Genomic DNA, 20,311 nt, shown 5'->3' on the forward strand with positions numbered 1-20,311 from the left:
AGTGGAAGGTTACTGTCAAACTGAATTTCAGGGTATATTATTGATTGTGTATTGATTTTTTTAAAGGATAGATGACAGATATCACTAAATTACAGAGGAGAGTATTATGTCAGTTAAAATCACACCTACAGGAGAGCAGCATATTCTTCAACAGATCGCCAATTTGGAACAAGAGCTTAAGCAAGTTCGGATAGATAAGAATATTGCATTCAATGCATGCGGGGATGATAAGCTAGCTAATCCAAACGCTCATAAATTAGAGCAGGATGAACGTGTATTAGTGGAACGGATTCAGGAGATTCAGCATGTGTACAAGACAGCTGAATTTATTATGGTTGATGTGCGGAATACTGAAATAGTGGAGATTGGCTCGATCGTGAAGTGCTCGTTTCAGTATCCTGATTTTACAGAAGAAGAAGTATATGAAATTGTCGGATACGGTGAATCGAACATAGATGAAAACAAAATCTACTATGATACTCCAGTTGCAAAGAAATTATTAGGCTTAAGGATCGGAGACGAAACGGTTTTGTCAGTCCCTTCTGGAAAGGTGCAATGCAAGGTTTTGAAGATGTATAGCGGTTGGGAAGAGGTTGAGATTTAAAAAGGTATAAAGCAAAGTATTCACGATGTAAGTTGCCGATTATCCTTTGATATTTCGTTCTATTTTCTAAAGGGGTTCATATAGAATAACAATCTATATTCCAGGAAGGAACGATGCCATTTTGGAAAAATATATTTGCAATAGTTGCGGGGAAACACATGAGATTATACCGGCGATTTGGAAATGTGATTGCGGCGGTCTATTAGACTTAAAAAAAGATTCACCTAAAATTGATGTGTCAGCCTGGACTAAGTATCCGAACACGTTATGGCGTTATTTTGAAACAATGCCCTTTGCAAAAGATTCTAAGACTTGGGAACATGTCACAATGGGAGAGGGCCAATCACCTTTAATTGTGCTGGATCCGAAAGAGCCAGATACCTATGTAAAAGTGGATTATATGATGCCTACGCTTTCGTTCAAAGACCGTGGGGCCGCTGTATTAATGACAAAGGCGAAAGAGTTGGGTGTTACGAAGGTTATTGCTGATAGCAGTGGTAATGCCGGAACCTCGATTGCGGCGTATGCAGCACGCTGCAACATTGCATGTGACATATATTTAAGCAATGCAACATCGCCAAAGAAGGTTGCCCAGGTAAAAGCTCATGGTGCAACGATTAAGGAAATTGTGGGAACGCGAGAGGACATTGCAGAGGCTGCACAAAAGGCAGTTGAGGAAGAAAAAGCTTTCTACGCCAGTCATGTATACAATCCTTACTTCTATGAAGGAACAAAAACTTATGCCTACGAAGTTTTTGAGCAATTAAAAGGCGGCCCTGATTCGTTAATCATCCCGGTTGGAAATGGAACGTTGCTGCTTGGTGCATATTATGGTTTCAAAGAGTTATATCAAAACAGAATGATAGACAAAATGCCAAAGATTATTGCGATTCAGGCAGCAAACTGTGCACCTCTTGTGAATGCTTACAATAATGGAAAGACGTCTGCAGAAGCTGTGGCCAATAAAGGGACTTTAGCAGAAGGTATTGCGATCGCAGCACCAGCAAGATCACAGCAGATTTTAACGGCTGTGCGTGATACGGATGGGGAATTTATCGCAGTTGAAGAGGATGAAATCCTAAATGCCCGGACCTTACTAGCAGATAAAGGATTTCATGTGGAAGTAACAACAGCGGCTAACTATGCAGGCTATTTAAAATATAAAAAGTTACTAGGAGAAAAAGTGATCATACCACTTTGCGGTGCAGGGATTAAATCTAAATAAATCAGTAGTCTAGCTTAATTGGAGCATTAATCTCAGAGGATTAGTGCTCTTTCTTGTTGAATTAGATTACAGGTCGTTGTAAAGGCGACATTCCAAAATGGATTTAAAGGTACATATAAAACAGTTAGAGGAGAATTTATTAAAGCCGGAAAGTACGTTCATCAGGAGCTGAACTGAAAAAACTATTGGCTGATGATTTCTTTGAAATTGGAAGTTCAGGCAGGATTTTGTATAAGAATAAGGAGATTGCTGAATAGGGAATAGGGTCGTTAAAATGAAATTGAGTAATTTTGAGGTTCGTTTCTTAGCTGATGATATTGTATTTGAGACATACCGAATTTTCTATGAGTAACCAACATTCCTTACGAAGTTCGATATGGAAGCGACATGAAAGCGGATGGAAGATGGTATTTCATCAAGGGACCAAAACTGGGGATTAAATTGCTTATTGAGTTATAGAGAAAATACGCCAATTGCAATAAGTTAACAATGAGTTAAATTTGTATAAGCGAAATAAAAAAACTGCCCAATTGTTGAGCAGCTTAATTGGAACAAGTTATTGAAATAAATTGAATATAAGCATAACAATTAGTCCGGCTACACTGGATATCCTTTTTACTTTTTTATTTGTTACTGGCTTCATAAAAAGTGAAATAATAAAGCCAAGAGGAATTAGGAGCCCATTTATTTTGAGATTAAAAATTCCTAGGGTATAGTAACCTATCAGTTTAAGGGTTAGTCCCTGTTCATCCACTTCTTTATTTTTGTTGAGAAAATAGACAAATAGAGCAAGAAGGAGCATTCCTATTATAGTGATGATAACACCCACGCACATTCTCCTTTATACATTATACTTTAATTCTACCATAATTTAACACATGGTGAATGCTGTATTTTTTATTGTATAAGATTCTTTCATGGTTAAAAGACAGCCACATTCTGATTCAGTGGAATACTCTGGACCTGACCACTTGCCGTGTTGAGATAAGGGCTTCTGTTTATTTAGATTTAACCAGATGATAGTACTCCCTATCGAAGATTCGGTAATAAATCCATGATGGGACTTTGTCATGGTAGGGCTGGACGCTTGCTACGGTCTTCCATTGTGTTTCATGTGCAAGCAGGACTTGTTTGCGTGCGGATGCTTCGGATGCCATCGGGAAGGCGATTGTTGGTTCCGGCAACCCCTTATCCCGCGGGTATCTTTCTTTAAAAGTAGGGGAGAGCTTGAGTGCAAGGTCAATCATTGGCTTGGGAAGGGTGGCGAAATAGAGTCGTTTCACATGAGAATCTTCTTTTTCCATTTCCTCCGTAACGACTTCTTTTGTCAACTTGCTCATCACGACATGGTCAGGATGTCCGTATAGCCCGACTATATCATCGTAGGTAATGACGGTTGTGGGCTTATATTGATGAATTAATTCTCTGATGGTTTGTTTGATTGCCTCATGATCTGCATCAACTAGGCCACTGTCTGGAAAATCATAGACTTCAAGATGGTCGATATTGAGGATTTCTGCTGCTTTCTCCAATTCTTTAGTCCGTATTTCCCCCAGTTTTTCTTTAGGGACAAGTCCTCCTGTTCCGCCGGCTTCGCCTCTGGTAAAAGTAGCGAGAACAGAGGTAACATCTTTATCTTTATTTAATAATTTCATCATCAGGATGAGCAAAGATGGCCATAATCTTTTGCGGTGCACCTTCAGGAAAAAGCTCCTCCGAAACATGGATATTCTCATCATTCACATAAAAGTTAGCATAAATAATTGCTCCAGCAATCAACACTCCGAACAGGGCTACAGTGGAAAGCAACACAATAAACAAAGGTTTTTTCCATTTTTTCATAAGATTACTCCTTTAGAAAGACTATTAATCTAGTATATGAGCTTTCTTATGATTCATTACGACTATGTTAAATTGAAATGTGTAGAATAACATAAAATTATTATGTAAACTAAATCAACTTGTTCATAAACCTATACTAATTTATAAAAATCATTTACCATAAGAACTTGATGTACACCCTGGGTCTTCCATACCAATACCAATGTAACCTTTTTCTTCTCTTTTATTTCGAAAACACTTCTTTCGCCCAATTACATAATCATGCAACAGTTTTTATAATTAAACTGTATATATTTCGAGATTCGAAGGAGGATGTTATGAAAAAGATTTTATTGCTTTTGACTGTTTTCCTGCTAGCTTTGGGGACAGGCCAGTTTCCGGCAACTGCACAGGAATCGGTCGGGAAGGATTACATTGTAGTGTTAAAATCAGATCAAACTGACACTGCCTCTCTGCAATTTCTTAAGGATTCTGGTGCTGAAATTTTAATGGACGCTTCACAAATTGGCGTTGTGAACGTCAGGTCGTACGATTCCGAGTTTCTTGAAAAGCTGGAAGGAAACTCACATTTTCTTGCTGTTTCCGAGGATTTAGAAATCCGTTCTAACGAAGAAGAAGGGTCAGCCTTAAGCCTTCATGAGAGTGGAACGGTATCCCATGAAAGCGCTGATCTGTACGAACAGTATCAATGGGATGTTAAACGAGTGACTCAAAATGGAAAGTCCTGGTCAATTAATGCTGGGAACAAGGAAACGCTTGTTGCGGTAATCGATACTGGTGTAGATTTTAGCCATCCTGATTTGAAAGAGAACCTGGTATTCGGCAAGGCTTTCTTTCCTGGAGCACAACCTGAAGATGCATTTGAAGATGCAGGATCTCATGGTACACACGTAGCCGGAACTATTGCGGCTAACGGAAGAGTGATGGGAGTAGGACCAGAGCTTGCGATTGCTTCCTATCGTGTATCTAATAATCAGGGTCGGATGAACTGGACTGGAATCTTATCGGCGATCACTACTGCTGCTGATGATGGAGCCGTATCAGCGAATTTAAGCCTAGGAACTTACAGCATTATGAATGATAAGCAGGACCGCGCGCTTCACCTGTCATCTCAACGCGCTGTGCAATATGCTCTGAAGAAGGGCATGCTGATCATTGGAGCGAATGGCAACAATGGAATGGATCTAGGAAAAAGGATGGAAACCGAGAAAGGGACTGGCAAAGTATATGACGGTCCACTGTTTGACACCTTTACCAGCATTCCAGGTGTCATTGGTGTATCTTCATCAACAAACCGTGACACTTTAGCCTATTATTCGAATTATGGATCATCCAATGTGAACCTTGCTTCACCAGGCGGAGATTATGGTCCTAACTGGCCGAATGAAGCCGGAGATACATCCCAGAGGGATCTTGAAGCGCGGACTTTATCAACCATTCCGGTTTCTCAAGGTTCGTACGGCTGGAAAATCGGAACAAGTATGGCTGCTCCTAAAGTAACTGCAGCTGCTGCTCTTGTAAAGTCGCAGTTTCCTCATTTGTCAGCTCAGCAGATTTCAACACACCTGCAAAGAACTGCTGAAGATTTAGGGAAACCTGGACATGACGAATATTTTGGCCATGGACTTGTGAACGTTTTTAATGCATTGCAATAAAACGAAGAAAGCTGAAGCGTAACTGCTTCAGCTTTCTTTATACCATTTTCTGAGCAGCAAAGTTTTTCATATTCATAATTTGATTCAAGTTGAGGAAAATACAAGTGAGTATGTTTATCTCTATTTCTTAAGATCGTCCAGCTTATACGAAATAGTTCTTAGAATTTCGTTTCTCTCCTTCTGAATTTTGAGGAATTTGAGCAGGAACCAAACTACGAATATGAATGGAGCTATAGTAAAAAACAGTGGTACTATCGGTAAAAAGGTAAATAGATTCTCAGTCACCATGTTAAACATCCTCTATTTTGGGTATTTTTTTAGTAACAAAACATCTTGCAAAGGAGTTATCCTATGAAGCCCTATTCGATCAAAGACATGTACAGTGATCATGAATCATATGGTGAAGAGCATGTAACCGCTGAAATTACCTATGAAGAAAAAGACTATATGTTAACCTTTCAAAAATCCGATCTTGAATTAATGAATGCCTGGGTTCTTGAAAATGGCACATCCCTTCCTGCAACCCTTTCCGAAGACCTTATTGAGTTAGTTAAAGAAGATATAAGTGAGAAAATCTAGTTATCAATACTAGATTTTTCTTTTTGCTAAAATCCCTGCACAAATCAACCCAAAGTATGTAGGTGCTTCATAAGATAGAAATTGTATTATTCTATCCTCTGGTGGGATGGCGCCAGCAAGGATAAGGGTTTGCCAGATTCCGTCTGGTTTTGCGGCTTCAATGAAATCGGTATCGAAGTCTGCCATTTTTTCGAGTTGATTTGTTTTTATCAACTCAACCGCTTGTTCATCGAGTTCTTTAGCTGCTGGATCAAACCCATAAGGGCCTTTTTCATCATGAGCATGAGCCCAATCACAGCTGGCTATCAATCCGACTTTCTTATCGTATTGAGCCACTGCTGTACGAAGTGATTTTCCGAATTCAATATGCTGTTGGAAGGAAAGATCTCTTGCTGGTGTGATCACGACAACGGGAACATCAGGCATGAAACGGAGAGGGACGATAGCACCCCAATCCAGTGGCAGGCAAGAAATCGGACCTGCAGCTGTTCCGAAATTTATTGTCGAAGTTGGCTGTCCGTTTTTTATCGCTTCCTCATTAATTTTTCTAGCTAAATCCCGCGCTACTCGTTTTTCCATCATGAAAGTTGCCTCGTTCTCACTCCAGCTTCCCTTCAGACGTTCTGAATCAGTTATGGAAAATCGGCCATTGATTCTCGTTCCATGAGGAGTAAGAACAACAATACAATCTGGTTTGGCTTCATCCATTTGCTGTCCAAGCCTCTCCAAACTTTTTCTTGTGACAGCCATCCGATTGGGATTGGATCCTTGCAATTCAGGAATAATCTCACCACCGTGAGGGGCAATACACGCAAAGACAAATGGATTCAAGGTTACGACCTCCTTTTACAAAAGATAATTAGATACCGATGATAAAGATTCCTTCTTTTTATTCTAGGAGTTTCCAAATTCTTGCTTGTCTAACTGTCTTGATTTGAGGGTAAAGACAGTTAACGAGACAGCAAGGAGGAAAACAAATGGGGAAAAGTATCGAGAGGAAAGTGCCATTTGGACTTGCTATCATCCCTTTGTTAGTTATGGTAGTTTCAATGGCAGTAACGATTGTAAAATTTGAAGGAGACCCGCATATTCCGTTGATTATTGGAACGGTGGTGGCAGGTCTTGTTGCCTGGTTTGCAGGCTTTAAGTGGAATTTTATCGAAGAAGGTATATATAAAGGAATTAAAATGGCTTTACCGGCAATTCTGATCATAATCACAGTTGGGATGATCATCGGTTCATGGATTGGCGGGGGAGTTGTAGCAACGATGGTATACTATGGCCTGAAAATAATGAGTCCTTCCATGTTCCTTGTATCAATAAGTATAATCACGGCACTGATTACTCTGGCTATAGGAAGTTCATGGTCTACAATGGGTACGATTGGTGTTGCGGGTATGGGAATCGGCATGAGCATGGGCATCCCAGCACCAATGGTAGCAGGGGCGATCATTTCAGGTTCTTATTTTGGGGATAAAATGTCGCCATTGTCCGATACAACCAATCTGGCGGCAGGAATCACGGGAACAGATCTGTTTGCCCATATTCGCCATATGGTTTATACGACAGTGCCCGCCTTTTTGATTGCTCTGGGCGTCTATTGGTATCTTGGCAGGGATTTTAGCAATGCAGGAGTGGATAATCAACAAATTCTTGAAATCATGAATGTGATTCAATCAAATTTTGTGATATCACCATGGTTATTGCTAGTTCCAGCGGCGGTCATTTTATTGGTTGCCTTTAAGATCCCAGCACTTCCAGCCCTAATCGTAGGAGTATTCCTCGGATGGATTACCCAGTTCACCGTACAAGGTGGCGCGATAGCTGATGCGGTTAATACACTTCAAAACGGTTTTACGATCGAAACAGGGAACGCTTCTGTCGACGAGCTTTTCAGCAGAGGCGGAATTCAGGATATGATGTATACTGTTTCCCTGGCTCTTATAGCGATGGCATTTGCAGGTGTAATGGAGCAAACGGGTATGCTTCAGTCAATCGTAGAGAAAATATTGAAGCTGGCCCGGACCGCTCGAAGCTTGGTGATCTCAACGATTGCAACTTCATTTTTAACAAATGTTGCAGCTGGGGAACAATACCTGTCTATCCTTTTACCAGGACGAATGTATAAAAAAGCATACGATGACAAAGGGCTTCATTCGAAAAACCTATCCCGTGCTGTAGAGGATGGAGGCACGGTAACATCACCACTAGTGCCCTGGAATACTTGCGCCGTGTTCATTATTTCAGCCTTGTCAGTACATCCATTCGAATACGCACCATATGCAGTACTGAACTTCACAGTACCGATATTATCAATCATCTTTGCATTGTTCGGTTTTAAACTGGAGTTTGTGAAGAAGGAGAGTTCGACAACAGAATCTGTAAGGAAAGCTTCATAGTTAAGAGGGCAGTCCCAATAGGGTACTGCTCTTTTTGCTTCATAACAAATTTTCTATCATATTAAAGAACTACAATACCATGCAAAGCTGGACCGTCCGGATTCTGTATATGCGAAAAAGCTTCAGGAGATTCGCGGTGAACAATATGGCGAGATGAATGGGATGGGGGGAATTGCCGCGGTGAAAAGAAATATCGAGATTTGCTGCTGGATCACTGGACGGAGGGAATTGTTTCCAAAAAAATGACCAGTGTTTTTTTATTGAGCATGATACAGGAAATCAAAAAAACAGGCTCTATTTAAAGAGCCTGTTTGTCTAATCAATTATGATTATGCTTTTTGAACGTTAGCAGCTTGAGCTCCACGAGCACCTTGCTCAACGTCAAATGTTACTTTTTGACCTTCATCTAAAGACTTGAAGCCTTCACTTTGGATAGCAGAGAAGTGTACGAATACGTCGTCTCCATTTTCACGTTCGATGAAGCCGAAACCTTTTTCTGCGTTAAACCATTTCACTGTACCTTGTTCCATTTTTGTTGCCTCCTAGTGCTATCGCACAACTTATTACTATCCTTGCCCAAAGTGATCATCAAGACGAAAAGTCAAAACTTATACTATCCTTTACACCGAACAAAAATAATTCTTATTCATCATAACAAGAAACAGAAGAAATTGCAAATCATATTGACTTAAGCAAAAAAACTTTAGTTATATTAGTGTTGAAATGCAAGGTGCATTAGTGTTTGTTAGGGAACAAACGGTGGCGTTGGGGGAGAACAAGATGATTATTGTAGTTGAAGAGAATAACCTTCTAAATGGAGAATAAATATCAACATATAGAAAAGATAAATAGATCCATACATAGACTGGGGGATGGGGTATGAAAGAAAGGAAAGAAAAAAGATTTAACGTTCCTGGTTCTGGAAGTGCAATTACTTTTGGTTCTGCTTTGGCCATTACAATATCTTGGAGTATTCATAAATCAGTACTCTGGGCAATAATTCACGGGTTTTTTAGTTGGTTTTACGTTATATATTATGTGTTGACTAGGTAAGTCTTTTAGGCAAATTATATGAAACTAAAGGTTTAACGAGGCATTATAAAAAGATAACGCTTGGACTCCAATATCCAAGCGTCTTTACAATTTTTGATCCAGTTAGAAGGATCATTAAGTTGTTATTCAACATTGGTTTTATTTTAATTTCGTCCGGCACCTCTTTGGAAGGCTCTTAGATGGTTTTTTGAAGCATTTCCTAATTGGGTAAATACCATTTTTACATCCTCCGGCAGGGAGGGAATCGTTTTTAATTTATCATACATCGCAATATTATCGATTTCGGCCTGAACTCCTTCATTAAAAGCTTCCTTTAATGTTCCAGGTGCTGAAACATATTGTTTGGCACTGTCTTCGGGAATTTGTTTGTCGTACTTCTGAAATATCGTAAGGAGGGCACTGATATGTTGCTGCTCCGCCGCCTTGATATTGCTGAATGGCCTAATGTTGCCGAATTTTCCGATGACAGCGTCGTAACGAGCCTGTGCAAGGTATTCGTCCTGGATGGCATATACTAAAGCTTCATCCAATGTAATCGAGGAATCCTTCAGTGCACCTTTAGCACCAAAGTCAGCAGGCACCTCAGTTTGCGCCTGGGCAGCTCCCGAAATACTCATGAATAAAAACAGGCAGGCTACTACTTGGATTAATTTTGACTTCATTCTTAAACACCCCTTATGTAAAATGATCAATCTTATTGTCTTCATTGAGGCGAATTTGATTCATAAAACGCTATGGGTTTAATTTGTAGAGATGATTCGATATAATAGACGTAACTTTTTTCAATAGGAGAGATACAATGTTTTCAAATATAGGGTTTCCAGGATTAATCCTGATTCTCGTAATTGCGCTGATCATTTTTGGGCCAAACAAACTCCCGGAAATCGGACGGGCAGTCGGCAAGTCGATGAGAGAATTCAAGAACGCGACGAATGGACTCGCTGATGATGTTAAGAAGGAAATCAAGGAAAACGAACAAGATAAAAAGAGTTAATTGAAGCTGCCACTGGCAGCTTTTTGTTCTTTTTCGAAGGCTGTAATCAAATAGCAACAAAGTTTCAGAAAAGAGCCTTTTCGAAAAAAAACTGTCCGATCATTTATCATCGGACAGCCTTGAACATCTATTTCCTGAAATAAATGTGAATGGAGGACAACAGCAGGATGAGTCCATTAAATATATACAACCCAGTATAAATTACAGTTAGGATTCCTGCCCCCCATCCCGAGTCATCCCATGTAAAACCGAGGTAGAGAGTGCTGAGAAAAATTACTGGTGTAAACAGGAGGAAGACCAATCCGGCAATAATTCGTCTTTTAATATTTCTCGCTGAATGCTTCACTGCAAAATAATTCGCAACCCCAAAAAGAGCAATATTCATTAAGAGTGTCAAAATCATTCCGACTGATTCTGGCATTTTATCTTGCTCCTTTTCTTAAAAGCTTCATGGCAAAGGCAAAAATGAATAGAACGATCTTACAAACTAGTAAACTGGCTGCCAGCATACCGACACCAATTCCTGCCCAAGGATCTACCGTGACAGCCACAACAAAGCTTGCCGCTAATGTCAATAACCCAATTGCCAGGCTGATTAACGACGGCAAAAACACTTTTTCTTTTCTGACGTAAACAGTTATAAGCATTAACAGCACTGTATATAACAGGCCAACTGTCCAACTGTTGACTGAGTAATCGATGGCCTTCATGACAAAGTTGCTGGATTCAAGATCCGGCATTTCAAGCCTAAGTTCCTTTAACTTCTTGGTTTCTATGTCTACTGCCCTCAACTTATATTCCTCTGGTTCTTGCGGCCAATTTATATATTCCAGGAAGAGAATTTCATTTTTCTCGTTAAAAAAGACCGGAGAAACGACAGATGAATTCAAGTCGGTGAGTCTTTTGGTGTCTCCATCTTGCAAACCTTTCAGAAATAAATCGTATTCAAACAGGGAAGTGTCCTTTGATTCCTCAGTGATCGTCGTATAAGCTAAAGCATTAAGCTTAGGCGAAAGCGTGAGATGAAAAAAATCTGTTGGTATTTCACCGCTAAAATCTGCTGTATACACCCGTCGATCCTCAAGGTCAAACGCATTTATATCGTCAAAATCCTTGAAGAGAATTTCCTTTTTTTCAGCAGAAAAGACAAGGCTATCCATTGTATAGAAGTCTCTATCAGTTAACTGCTCCATTTGTGAGCCATCAATTTTAACGGAAAAAAGGTCAAAGCCCTCCTGAGTTTCCCCCTCAGTCTTCTTAAACTCTTCTGCAGGCATGCTTGCGAAGAAAATCGTTTCGTTGTCATCAGAAAAGACAGCTCCAGAAATGTGCTGAGAATGATTAGAAAGTTTTTTTGGATTAGTGCCATCCTCATTTGCTATGTAAAGCGATTTAATATGGTTACTGTCCTGTGATAAATATAAAATCTTGCTCCCATCTGGTGAAAACTGAGGATTCAGGTGATAAACCCGTTCAGGGTTGCTTACTCTTTTAACATCACTGCCATCATGTCCCGCTGTATAGATTGCAGAATTCCCATTATTAAAATAGGAAAAGGCGATGAGCTGATCATCTTCAGAGATAGCTAACCCACTTCCAAGACCAGTATAATATTTATAAGCATCCCGGTCGGCCAACAACATATAACTAATGCTTGAAATCAACAACAAAGCAACAAAAGCAATTGCACCCAATATAGTGTTCTTTCTATTCACTCGTCATCCCCCTTAAAGTATCGATATGTTTACCATACATACAATATAGTGTAAAATTACACTATTTAAAAGGGTTTTTTAGGAAAAAATTATAAAATCTTCATAGGGAGTAAGTTTTTGTACAAGACATAGCAACCATGGCAAGCCACTGACAATTTCTTTAATAAATTTCAACTGTTGTTCATAATAGGACAATTTAAACCATGGTAAAATAAAAGGGAAGGAACCGCAGAATACCAGGGGGTGCAGAGATGGATAAAAGGTTTCATTCAGGTAAAAGACGTCCATCGAAACGTGTGATCACTGCCAGAAAAGAAATGCGGTCTGCTCATTTACTCCATGAATTTGATGAAGACGATCATGACTGGAAAAAGGAAAGAAAACACAACATGCACCACTCCCATTCATCCGTATCAAAAGCCCATGATTACAGGTTAACAAAACTCAAAAATAGGGAAGCTTTTAAGGACCAACCAGACGAATATTAATGTTAGTACTGTAACGGCTGTCAAAAGTGGCAGCTTTTTTTATTGGGCGTAGAGCCTTTCAGAAAAGCTTCGAGCTGGGAAGAAAACGAAAGACTTGTGACAATATTGGGTGCTCAGAGCCCAAAGCTGTCAAGAAAACGCTGTTATTGTGACAGGTTTCAGGGAAACAGGAAAAACTGTCAGAGGTAGCCCAAAGTTCAGACAGGTTAGGAGGGAGAAGGAGAAAAGTTGTCTGAAGTAGTCCCGAGTTCCGACAGGTTTAAAGGGGAAACAGGAAAAGCTGTCTGAAGTAGCTTCAAGTTCGGACAGGTTTAGAGGTAAAACAGGAAAAGCTGTCTGAAGTACCTTCAAGTTCGGACAGGTTTAGGGGTAAAGCAGGAAAAGCTGTCTGAAGTAGCTTCAAGTTCGGACAGGTTTAGAGGTAAAACAGGAAAAGCTGTCTGAAGTAGCTTCAAGTTCGGACAGGTTTAGAGGTAAAGCAGGAAAAGCTGTCTTAAGTAGCTTCAAGTTCGGATAGGTTTAGAGGTAAAGCAGGAAAAGCTGTCAGAAGTAGCTTCAAGTTCGGACAGGTTTAGGGGTAAAGCAGGAAAAGCTGTCTGAAGTACCTTCAAGTTCGGACAGGTTTAGGGGTAAAGCAGGAAAAGCTGTCAGAAGTAGCTTCAAGTTCGGACAGGTTTAGAGGTAAAGCAGGAAAAGCTGTCCGAAGTTGGTCAAAGTTCAGACAGGTTTCAGGGTTTGGAGCTCAAAGCTGTCAAGAAAACGTGATTATTGTGACAGGTTTCAGGGTTGGGAGCTCAAAGCTGTCAAGAAAACGTGATTATTGTGACAGGTTTTAGTGGTCAGAGCCCAAAGCTGTCAAGAAAACGTGATTATTGTGACAGGTTTTAGTGGTCAGAGCCCAAAGCTGTCAAGAAAATGTGATTATTGTGACAGGTTTCAGGGTTTGGAGCTCAAAGCTGTCAAGAAAACGTGATTATTGTGACAGGTTTTAGTGGTCAGAGCCCAAGGCTGTCAAGAAAATGTGATTATTGTGACAAGTTTCAGGGTTGAGAGCCCAAAGCTGTCAAGAAAAAGTGATTATTGTGACAGGTTTCCGAGTTCAGAGCTCAAAGCTGTCAAGAAAACGTGATTATTGTGACAGGTTTCGGGGTTCAAAGCCCAAAGCTGTCAAGAAACCGAAAGAATCATGACGGCTTTCGGTGTAAATCTAGAAAAGCTGTCAAGATAGCTGTCCCCTTAACCTGGCAACCTAGTCAAGCCCGGTGATAACTTCTGATCACAACCAAAAGCTGATACTGATAAGTATTTAAAAATAGAATAACGTAAATTAATTGGAAAATTAATCTAATTTTATATTGCGACCACCACTATATAGTGTTACGATATACCTAGTAAGTAGTATTCCGATATAGAGGAGGCCAATGCATGAGTAAAACTGAGCTTTTAAAAGGCAGTACTAGTATGATTTTGTTGTCACTGCTTTCGGAAAAAGAAATGTACGGGTATGAAATTACCGAGAAAGTTCACGAGGTTAGTGAAGGTTATCTCAGCTATAAAGAAGGAACACTGTATCCTGCGCTGAAAAAACTGGAGCTATCTGGGATGGTTGAAAGCTACTGGGTAAGTTCCCAGGATGGTCCGCGCCGTAAATATTATCGGATCACCAAAACTGGAAAAAAAGCTTTGGCCGATCAAAAGCAAGAATGGAATATGTTTAAGAAAGTCGTACATCGAATTGTAGGTGATGGAAGTGTCAATACGAGAATCAATTAACCAATTCGACGACTATATCAAAAGGCTGGTTCAAGACTTACATCTGGAGGAAGAGGAAAAAAGGGAAGTGGAAGAAGAGTGGACTCAGCATTTATATGACCACTATTCCTCCTTGCAAAAACAAGGTATGGAAAAGTCAGAGGCAATACAAAGTGTTCTTGAGCAATTTGGGGACATGCAAATGATCCAGATGGAAGTGAATCAAAGTTATCCAAGCGCTATCAAGTCTCATATTCAGAAAGAAAGTGTGATTGGGATTCTTTGCATCATTGCCAGCTTGATTGGCCCAATGATATTAATAGGTGCCTATTTTCAGCCATATTTTATCTCTGCCTCGCTTATAGCGTTGGTTTTAGCTTATCTTGTTCATCGGTTTATTGCCAAACGTCAGTCGGACTGGAGGCTGTCTGTTATCGGATTGATCGCCATCTACGTATTTTTCTTTCAGCTTTTTAAAAGAATGTACGGTTCATCATTGTCATTAGATCTATATGGTGCCCACTTATTCACTTTGGATTGGAATAGGCTGACTGGTTCTGGCGGACTGTTTGAATTCGTGACAATCCACATGATGTGGTATGTAATTATTGCAATGCAATTCATCACCAGTAACAATTACACCCCTGTATGGAAAAGGATATTGAACTCGAGTTTCCAGTATTGGGCGATGCTCTTAATTGGTGTATTTCTGGCAATGTTTCAATCAAGCGGTGAATGGTCGGTCCTTTTTATAAATGTCTTCCTTTTGTACGCGTTCCTGCAGCATACGATATCCATCAAGGGAATCACGATTTTTAGCCAAAAAGTGTCACGGATGTTTTATCGGCAATCACTTTAACTTCTTTGGAGGTAAGAATGAAGGAACTTAAGAGGGGAATTGTCCCATTTTTATTAGTCATGCTAGTTGCGTTCGTAATGACCGATTTTGGAGATGGAGAAATCAAATATATTATGGCAAGCTATGAGAGCCTTCCAGATCAACAAAGGAACTTTATTGAAGAAATCGGTCCTGGCGGAACAGGCATGTTCCGACATGATGGTTCATCTTACGCTTTCATTGCTACTGAACCGGATGAGAAAGTGGAAGTTTTATTCGTAGGGAAGGCGGAAGATGGTGTTGGTAATGAAGTGAGATACAAGGTTGTCAAAAATGATGGTGCGATGATATTAAGATTATTGATGGAAGGATGGGAAGGTTCGCGTTAAACCTGTTACGGCTGGAAACAGTAGTCCCAACTCCGTTTGCTTTTAATAATGAAAATCTTTAATTAGCTGCCGGGATTGGCAGTTTTTTTTATTTTCATTACGGGAAAAAGTGGTATAATTGGGAGGTGTAAAAAAATGACTAGCTGAAAGGGAGGTACGATCCATGCAGCTTACGCTTTCAGTCATAGCTTTTTTAACAATAGTTTCACTAAGTATTTTCATCATGAGAACTAGAGCCAAAGGGCAAAGGAGAGCGATTGTAGGCCTAATCTTCTTAGCAACTTCATCTGTAGCGATAGCCTTAGCGTTAAATTCGATTTATTCCCTGGTGTTTTTTGCGTCGCATTTGATCCTATTGCTTATGGCTATAAGCTTGGCATTAATGGAACAAAAGGAAAAAATTAATAGAAGTATAAAGTAGTTACCGGCATTCATACGACTTTACCGCGAGTTACCAGAACGCTATATATGACCAACAAAACGGACAAGCAAGTCTGTTTATTTTTTGATTCTCAAAAGAACAAAAATGTTGAATATTTTCCTAAAAAAATATAGAGTATTATAGTCTCTAGCATTTATCTGTTGGTAAGTTTATCTAGTGCTTTTAAAAGGTATATGGAAATAGGTAAATGAAGAAGACATAGAATGAAACTCAGTAATATTCCTTTGGATTTTGTAAGGCTTTATGGGTAATTCTATTGTTAATGAGACATTTACATAAGAGTTGTGAAAGAGGAAGGAGAGAGGTTTATGGAAGGAATTTGGCTTGAATATGCCTGGGCATTATTAATATTGATCGGTCTTGAAGGTTTGCTATCGGCTGACAATGCACTTGTACTGGCTATCATTGCGAAACATTTACCTGATGATCAGAAGAAAAAAGCAATAAATTATGGAATTATGATGGCGTTTATCTTCAGGTTTGGGGCTTTATTTGCTATTTCATTCATTGCAAACGTCTGGCAGGTACAGGCAATCGGTGCAGCATACTTGCTTTACCTAGGACTGAAGCATGTCATCCAGGCTAAGTTTGGTAAGGAAAATGAAAATATTCGTGAGGAAGAAGAGAAGGAAGCGAGAGGAATGGGCTTCTGGCCGACTGTTGGTAAAATCGGTTTAGCAGACCTTGCGTTTGCGATTGATTCAATTCTTGCGGCAGTTGCTCTTGCGCTTGGTCTACCAGACTCACCGCTAGGAGATTTTGGCGGCATGGACGGCGGAAAGTTCATTGTCGTTCTTCTAGGCGGAATCGCTGGTTTGATTTTGATTAAATACGCAGCTACATGGTTCGTTAAGCTGCTTGATCAGCGTCCAGCATTGGAAACGACTGCGTATGCAATCGTGGCATGGGTTGGTGTGAAGCTTGCAGTCATTACTTTGGCTCATGAAGATATCGCTATCCTTAACCATGATTTCCCACATAGTACACTTTGGACAACAATCTTCTATGGAGTGCTGATAACAATTGCTCTAGTCGGATGGTTTGCTCCGGCGAAAAAAACTGAGGGTGAAGGCAACTCTTTATAATGAATGAAGCAATAAGTGCGTGTAATCCTATTAGGGATTGCCGCACTTTTTTTTGCTCCAATCCTCCATTCTTTACTAAAAGTTTATCTACACTCCATCGTGGAATAGTCATTATAAGGATTATTCCACTTAAAGGAGTGTTGATATGAAAGCAGCGGAATTGATGATTAAATGTCTGGAACGCGAGGGTGTTGAATACATTTTCGGTGTTCCCGGTGAGGAAAACCTTGATATTATGGATGCTCTTCTCGATTCGAGCATTGAATTCATTGTAACAAGACATGAAACGAATGCCGCTTTTATGGCTGGGACATACGGAAGACTAACCGGGAAACCGGGGGTCTGCCTTGCGACACTTGGACCAGGCGCGACGAATCTTTTAACAGGGGTTGCTAATTCAAATATGGACCACAGTCCAATCGTTGCGATTACTGGACAGGCAGGCTTGGACCGCCAGCATAAAATTTCACACCAATATTATGACCTGGTATCCATTTTCGAGCCGGTGACGAAGTGGAATACACAGGTAAAAAAGGCGGAAATCATTCCTGAGGTTGTCAGAAAGGCATTTGATGTGGCGCAAGGTGAGAAGCCTGGCGCAACCCATATTGACCTGCCAGAAGATATTGCGGCAATGGAAGTAGACGGCAGCCCTCTCGATGTAATGGAGCCGACATTAATGGAAGCAGGGGAACGTGTTATCAAAGATGCTGCAAAGCTTATTGAGCAGGCAAAGCACCCGCTGATCCTTGCTGGCATGGGCGTTGAAAGAGGAGAGGCGGAAGGAACCCTTCGAACTCTAGTGGAAAAAGCTGATATTCCTGTCGTCCATTCATTTATGGGCAAAGGGGCGATCTCCTGGAAAAATGACTTGAGCCTGCTGACAGCAGGAATAGGCGGCAAGGATTATATTACATGTGGATTTGAACAATCCGATCTGATTATTGCTGTCGGTTTTGACATCGCCGAATATCCGCCGGCAAAATGGAATCCTGGCGGCAAAACACCAATCCTGCATATCGATACAAGGGAAGCGGAAACAGATGCCAATTATCCAGTGAAGCACAGCGTGATTGGTGATATAAACGAAAACCTTAAGCAATTGGAAAAAGTGATTTCATCATCGGAAAACGATAAAAAGTGGGTATCACATGTACGGGATAAAACACTTGATGAATTTCAGTCCTATTCGGATGATACAGGCTTCCCTGTGAAGCCGCAAAAAATCATCTCCGACTTAAGATCTGTCATGAGCGACGAGGATATCGTCGTCACGGATGTCGGAGCACATAAAATGTGGATGGCAAGGATGTACCATACAGCCGAACCTAACACCTGTCTCATATCCAATGGATTGGCATCGATGGGAATTGCCGTTCCTGGTGCGATTGCCGCAAAAATGGTCCATCCTGAAAGAAATGTTGTTGCGGTAGTAGGGGACGGTGCATTCCAAATGTCGAGTGCGGAGCTTGAAACAGCTCAAAGGCTGAACCTGCCAATCATCATCCTTTTATGGAGAGATGACGGCTATGGCCTTATTGAATGGCATCAGCGCAGGGAATTCAACAGAACTTCGAATGTCAAATTCGGCAACCCGGATTTCCTCCAGCTGGCACAATCCTATGGCTTTGAAGCGATTTGCATAAATGAAGCCGGGGAATTGAAGGATGCCATCAAGAAAGCGACTGAAATGAACAAGCCTGTATTGATCGATTGCCCTGTAGACTACAGTGAAAATATGAAGCTGACAGAAAGGTTAGGTGGAATATTATGCTAAAGACTAGTGGGGAAGTCATGGAAATTGCGTCGATCATCAATGGTGCTGAACAGATTGACCGTGAATCCGAAACGATGGAGGTGAGGAATCCTTTCAGTGGCGAACTCGTTGCTGAAATGTTCCTTGCTGACGAAAAGGCTATGAATGAGGCTATTGAGAATAGCCGCCAGGCCTTCCATAAGACGATGAAGAAGATGCCTGCCCATGAACGGGCGGATATTCTTCGCCGGGCTGCTGATCTGCTGGAGCAAAGAGAGGATGAATTCGCTGAAATCATCGCGATCGAAGCGGGTAAGCCGATCAAGCACAGCCGGATGGAAATCAAGCGGTCAATCCAGGTGATCCGATTCTCAAGCGAGCTGTCCAAGCATACTGAAGGGGAAGTCTTGCCGATGGATGCAGCGCTGCGCGGAAACAATCGGATTGGAATGGTGAAGCGGGTTCCGATGGGTGTAATTGGTGCCATCACTCCATTTAACTTCCCGTTGAATTTATCGCTGCATAAGATTGCCCCGGCAATCGCAGCGGGGAATACGGTTATTTTTAAACCAGCTGAAAAAACGCCTGTATCAGCCTACATGCTTGCGAAGCTTTTAAAAGAGGCAGGGTTGCCTGATGGAGCGTTGAACCTGGTCCTGAGCACCGGTGAAACGGCAGGAACCACTCTTGTTCCGCATAAGGATGTACCAAAGATCACTTTTACCGGCAGTTTGACAGTCGGTAAAATCATTCGCGACACTGCCGGGTTTAAAAAGGTCACAATGGAACTCGGGTCAAACTCGCCGAATATCGTCTTTGAGGACGCCGATATTGATGATGCCGTAGATAGGCTGGTTAATGCAGCCTTCGGTTATTCAGGACAAGTCTGTGTTTCCGCTCAAAGAATATACGTCCAGGAAGGTATCTATGACGAGTTCCTCAAGAAGTATATTGAAGCAACGAATCAACTGAACATCGGTGATCCGTTGGAAGAAGGAACAGATTTTGGCCCGATGATCGATGAAAACGCCGCAAAACGAATCCAGGAATGGGTGGAAGAAGCAAGAGAACAAGGAGCTACTATTGAAACTGGTGGGAAAAGAAAGGGTACGATGATGTATCCGACGATCATCACAAATGTGAAAAAGGACATAAAAGTTGTCAAAGAAGAAGCATTTGCCCCAATTGTAGCCGTGATGCCGTTCAAAACAGAAGAAGAAGCGGTTGAAAATACAAATGACTCCATCTATGGACTTCAGGCAGGCGTATTTACGAAAGACATCAGCCGCGCTTATCGAGTCGCAGACAGCCTCGAAATGGGAGGAGTCTGGATCAATGACTCATCCGTATACCGGCAGGACAATTACCCATATGGCGGCGTGAAACTAAGCGGACTAGGTAGAGAAGGCGTCAAGTATGCGATGGATGAAATGACTGAGATGAAATTTATTGGGGTTAGGTTGTAAAAATAAAATTTTACAGATGTTACTGCTGA

24 protein-coding genes and 1 pseudogene are annotated in these 20,311 nt (G+C 41.0%); 17 read left to right on the forward strand and 8 right to left on the reverse strand.

All coding sequences use genetic code 11. The annotated features are described in order from the left end of the window. Nucleotides 1-106 precede the first annotated feature (106 nt). The 3 genes and pseudogenes from AC0VX7_RS10315 (at nucleotide 107) to AC0VX7_RS10325 (ending at nucleotide 2,269) form a co-directional block, all read left to right on the forward strand. Nucleotides 107-604, forward strand: a complete 498-nt coding sequence (locus AC0VX7_RS10315) for a GreA/GreB family elongation factor (protein ID WP_475427735.1) — start codon at nucleotides 107-109, stop codon at nucleotides 602-604. Between the two features lie 121 nt (nucleotides 605-725). Further along, on the forward strand, nucleotides 726-1,829 hold the full coding sequence (locus tag AC0VX7_RS10320) for a threonine synthase (protein WP_475427736.1): 1,104 nt from the start codon (nucleotides 726-728) through the stop codon (nucleotides 1,827-1,829). A 97-nt stretch (nucleotides 1,830-1,926) separates the two neighbouring features. Further along, nucleotides 1,927-2,269: pseudogene (locus tag AC0VX7_RS10325) on the forward strand (nuclear transport factor 2 family protein). A 116-nt stretch (nucleotides 2,270-2,385) separates the two neighbouring features. Here the strand turns inward: AC0VX7_RS10325 and AC0VX7_RS10330 are convergent. From AC0VX7_RS10330 to AC0VX7_RS10340, 3 genes are all read right to left on the reverse strand, one after another. Further along, a complete protein-coding gene (locus AC0VX7_RS10330) occupies nucleotides 2,386-2,658 on the reverse strand; it encodes a hypothetical protein (protein WP_475427737.1) in 273 nt (90 codons plus the stop codon). 169 nt (nucleotides 2,659-2,827) lie between these two features. Next, a complete protein-coding gene (locus AC0VX7_RS10335; protein WP_475427738.1) occupies nucleotides 2,828-3,487 on the reverse strand; it encodes a PIG-L deacetylase family protein in 660 nt (219 codons plus the stop codon). Further along, nucleotides 3,468-3,671, reverse strand: a complete 204-nt coding sequence (locus tag AC0VX7_RS10340) for a hypothetical protein (protein ID WP_475427739.1) — start codon at nucleotides 3,669-3,671, stop codon at nucleotides 3,468-3,470. Before AC0VX7_RS10340 ends, AC0VX7_RS10335 begins: the two co-directional genes overlap by 20 nt. A gap of 317 nt (nucleotides 3,672-3,988) precedes the next feature. On the opposite strand from AC0VX7_RS10340, the gene AC0VX7_RS10345 reads away from it, so the two are divergent. Beyond that, nucleotides 3,989-5,326, forward strand: a complete 1,338-nt coding sequence (locus AC0VX7_RS10345) for a S8 family serine peptidase (RefSeq protein WP_475427740.1) — start codon at nucleotides 3,989-3,991, stop codon at nucleotides 5,324-5,326. A 351-nt stretch (nucleotides 5,327-5,677) separates the two neighbouring features. Then, nucleotides 5,678-5,905, forward strand: coding sequence for a hypothetical protein (locus AC0VX7_RS10350; RefSeq protein WP_475427741.1), 228 nt, complete (start codon nucleotides 5,678-5,680; stop codon nucleotides 5,903-5,905). A 9-nt stretch (nucleotides 5,906-5,914) separates the two neighbouring features. Here the strand turns inward: AC0VX7_RS10350 and AC0VX7_RS10355 are convergent, their stop codons facing one another. Next, complete coding sequence (locus AC0VX7_RS10355) at nucleotides 5,915-6,736, reverse strand: DODA-type extradiol aromatic ring-opening family dioxygenase (protein ID WP_475427742.1); 822 nt, start codon at nucleotides 6,734-6,736, stop codon at nucleotides 5,915-5,917. A 158-nt stretch (nucleotides 6,737-6,894) separates the two neighbouring features. On the opposite strand from AC0VX7_RS10355, the gene nhaC reads away from it, so the two are divergent. Both nhaC and AC0VX7_RS10365 read left to right on the forward strand, forming a co-directional pair. Then, entirely contained in the window at nucleotides 6,895-8,304 is a 1,410-nt protein-coding gene (gene nhaC / locus AC0VX7_RS10360) for a Na+/H+ antiporter NhaC (RefSeq protein WP_475428129.1), read from the forward strand. 60 nt (nucleotides 8,305-8,364) lie between these two features. Continuing rightward, nucleotides 8,365-8,550, forward strand: a complete 186-nt coding sequence (locus AC0VX7_RS10365) for a manganese catalase family protein (RefSeq protein ID WP_475428130.1) — start codon at nucleotides 8,365-8,367, stop codon at nucleotides 8,548-8,550. Nucleotides 8,551-8,633: 83 nt separating this feature from the next. On the opposite strand, the gene cspC is transcribed toward AC0VX7_RS10365, so the two are convergent. Then, nucleotides 8,634-8,834, reverse strand: coding sequence for a cold shock protein CspC (gene cspC, locus AC0VX7_RS10370; protein ID WP_010331195.1), 201 nt, complete (start codon nucleotides 8,832-8,834; stop codon nucleotides 8,634-8,636). A gap of 349 nt (nucleotides 8,835-9,183) precedes the next feature. Between cspC and AC0VX7_RS10375 the strand changes: the two genes are divergently transcribed. Next, a complete protein-coding gene (locus AC0VX7_RS10375; protein WP_475427743.1) occupies nucleotides 9,184-9,357 on the forward strand; it encodes a hypothetical protein in 174 nt (57 codons plus the stop codon). 143 nt (nucleotides 9,358-9,500) lie between these two features. Here AC0VX7_RS10375 and AC0VX7_RS10380 read toward each other — a convergent pair whose 3' ends face one another. Next, nucleotides 9,501-10,019 carry a DUF2202 domain-containing protein gene (locus AC0VX7_RS10380; protein WP_475427744.1) on the reverse strand — a complete coding sequence of 173 codons (519 nt, stop codon included), beginning with the start codon at nucleotides 10,017-10,019 and terminating at the stop codon, nucleotides 9,501-9,503. A gap of 137 nt (nucleotides 10,020-10,156) precedes the next feature. On the opposite strand from AC0VX7_RS10380, the gene AC0VX7_RS10385 reads away from it, so the two are divergent. Then, nucleotides 10,157-10,351: a twin-arginine translocase TatA/TatE family subunit gene (locus AC0VX7_RS10385; protein ID WP_475427745.1), complete on the forward strand. Its 195-nt coding sequence runs from the start codon at nucleotides 10,157-10,159 to the stop codon at nucleotides 10,349-10,351. 127 nt (nucleotides 10,352-10,478) lie between these two features. On the opposite strand, the gene AC0VX7_RS10390 is transcribed toward AC0VX7_RS10385, so the two are convergent. Then, nucleotides 10,479-10,772, reverse strand: a complete 294-nt coding sequence (locus tag AC0VX7_RS10390; RefSeq protein WP_475427746.1) for a hypothetical protein — start codon at nucleotides 10,770-10,772, stop codon at nucleotides 10,479-10,481. A gap of 1 nt (nucleotide 10,773) precedes the next feature. Continuing rightward, nucleotides 10,774-12,066 (reverse strand): TolB family protein, encoded by a 1,293-nt coding sequence (locus AC0VX7_RS10395; protein WP_475427747.1) that lies wholly within the window; start codon nucleotides 12,064-12,066, stop codon nucleotides 10,774-10,776. A 251-nt stretch (nucleotides 12,067-12,317) separates the two neighbouring features. On the opposite strand from AC0VX7_RS10395, the gene AC0VX7_RS10400 reads away from it, so the two are divergent. The 8 genes from AC0VX7_RS10400 (at nucleotide 12,318) to AC0VX7_RS10435 (ending at nucleotide 20,282) form a co-directional block, all read left to right on the forward strand. Then, nucleotides 12,318-12,554 carry a hypothetical protein gene (locus AC0VX7_RS10400; RefSeq protein ID WP_475427748.1) on the forward strand — a complete coding sequence of 79 codons (237 nt, stop codon included), beginning with the start codon at nucleotides 12,318-12,320 and terminating at the stop codon, nucleotides 12,552-12,554. 1,425 nt (nucleotides 12,555-13,979) lie between these two features. Next, on the forward strand, nucleotides 13,980-14,327 hold the full coding sequence (locus tag AC0VX7_RS10405; protein WP_215030814.1) for a PadR family transcriptional regulator: 348 nt from the start codon (nucleotides 13,980-13,982) through the stop codon (nucleotides 14,325-14,327). Beyond that, nucleotides 14,305-15,165 carry a permease prefix domain 1-containing protein gene (locus AC0VX7_RS10410; RefSeq protein ID WP_475427749.1) on the forward strand — a complete coding sequence of 287 codons (861 nt, stop codon included), beginning with the start codon at nucleotides 14,305-14,307 and terminating at the stop codon, nucleotides 15,163-15,165. The genes AC0VX7_RS10405 and AC0VX7_RS10410 overlap by 23 nt, the downstream gene beginning before the upstream one ends. A gap of 17 nt (nucleotides 15,166-15,182) precedes the next feature. Beyond that, nucleotides 15,183-15,533, forward strand: coding sequence for a hypothetical protein (locus AC0VX7_RS10415; RefSeq protein WP_475427750.1), 351 nt, complete (start codon nucleotides 15,183-15,185; stop codon nucleotides 15,531-15,533). Nucleotides 15,534-15,696: 163 nt separating this feature from the next. After that, entirely contained in the window at nucleotides 15,697-15,954 is a 258-nt protein-coding gene (locus AC0VX7_RS10420) for a hypothetical protein (RefSeq protein WP_475427751.1), read from the forward strand. 329 nt (nucleotides 15,955-16,283) lie between these two features. Next, nucleotides 16,284-17,060, forward strand: a complete 777-nt coding sequence (locus AC0VX7_RS10425; protein ID WP_475427752.1) for a TerC family protein — start codon at nucleotides 16,284-16,286, stop codon at nucleotides 17,058-17,060. A gap of 145 nt (nucleotides 17,061-17,205) precedes the next feature. Further along, a complete protein-coding gene (locus AC0VX7_RS10430) occupies nucleotides 17,206-18,837 on the forward strand; it encodes an acetolactate synthase large subunit (RefSeq protein WP_475427753.1) in 1,632 nt (543 codons plus the stop codon). Next, on the forward strand, nucleotides 18,831-20,282 hold the full coding sequence (locus AC0VX7_RS10435) for an aldehyde dehydrogenase family protein (RefSeq protein ID WP_475427754.1): 1,452 nt from the start codon (nucleotides 18,831-18,833) through the stop codon (nucleotides 20,280-20,282). The genes AC0VX7_RS10430 and AC0VX7_RS10435 overlap by 7 nt, the downstream gene beginning before the upstream one ends. Nucleotides 20,283-20,311 lie beyond the last annotated feature (29 nt).

The sequence above is a fragment of the Mesobacillus sp. QJM3NY_10 genome (assembly GCF_056173465.1).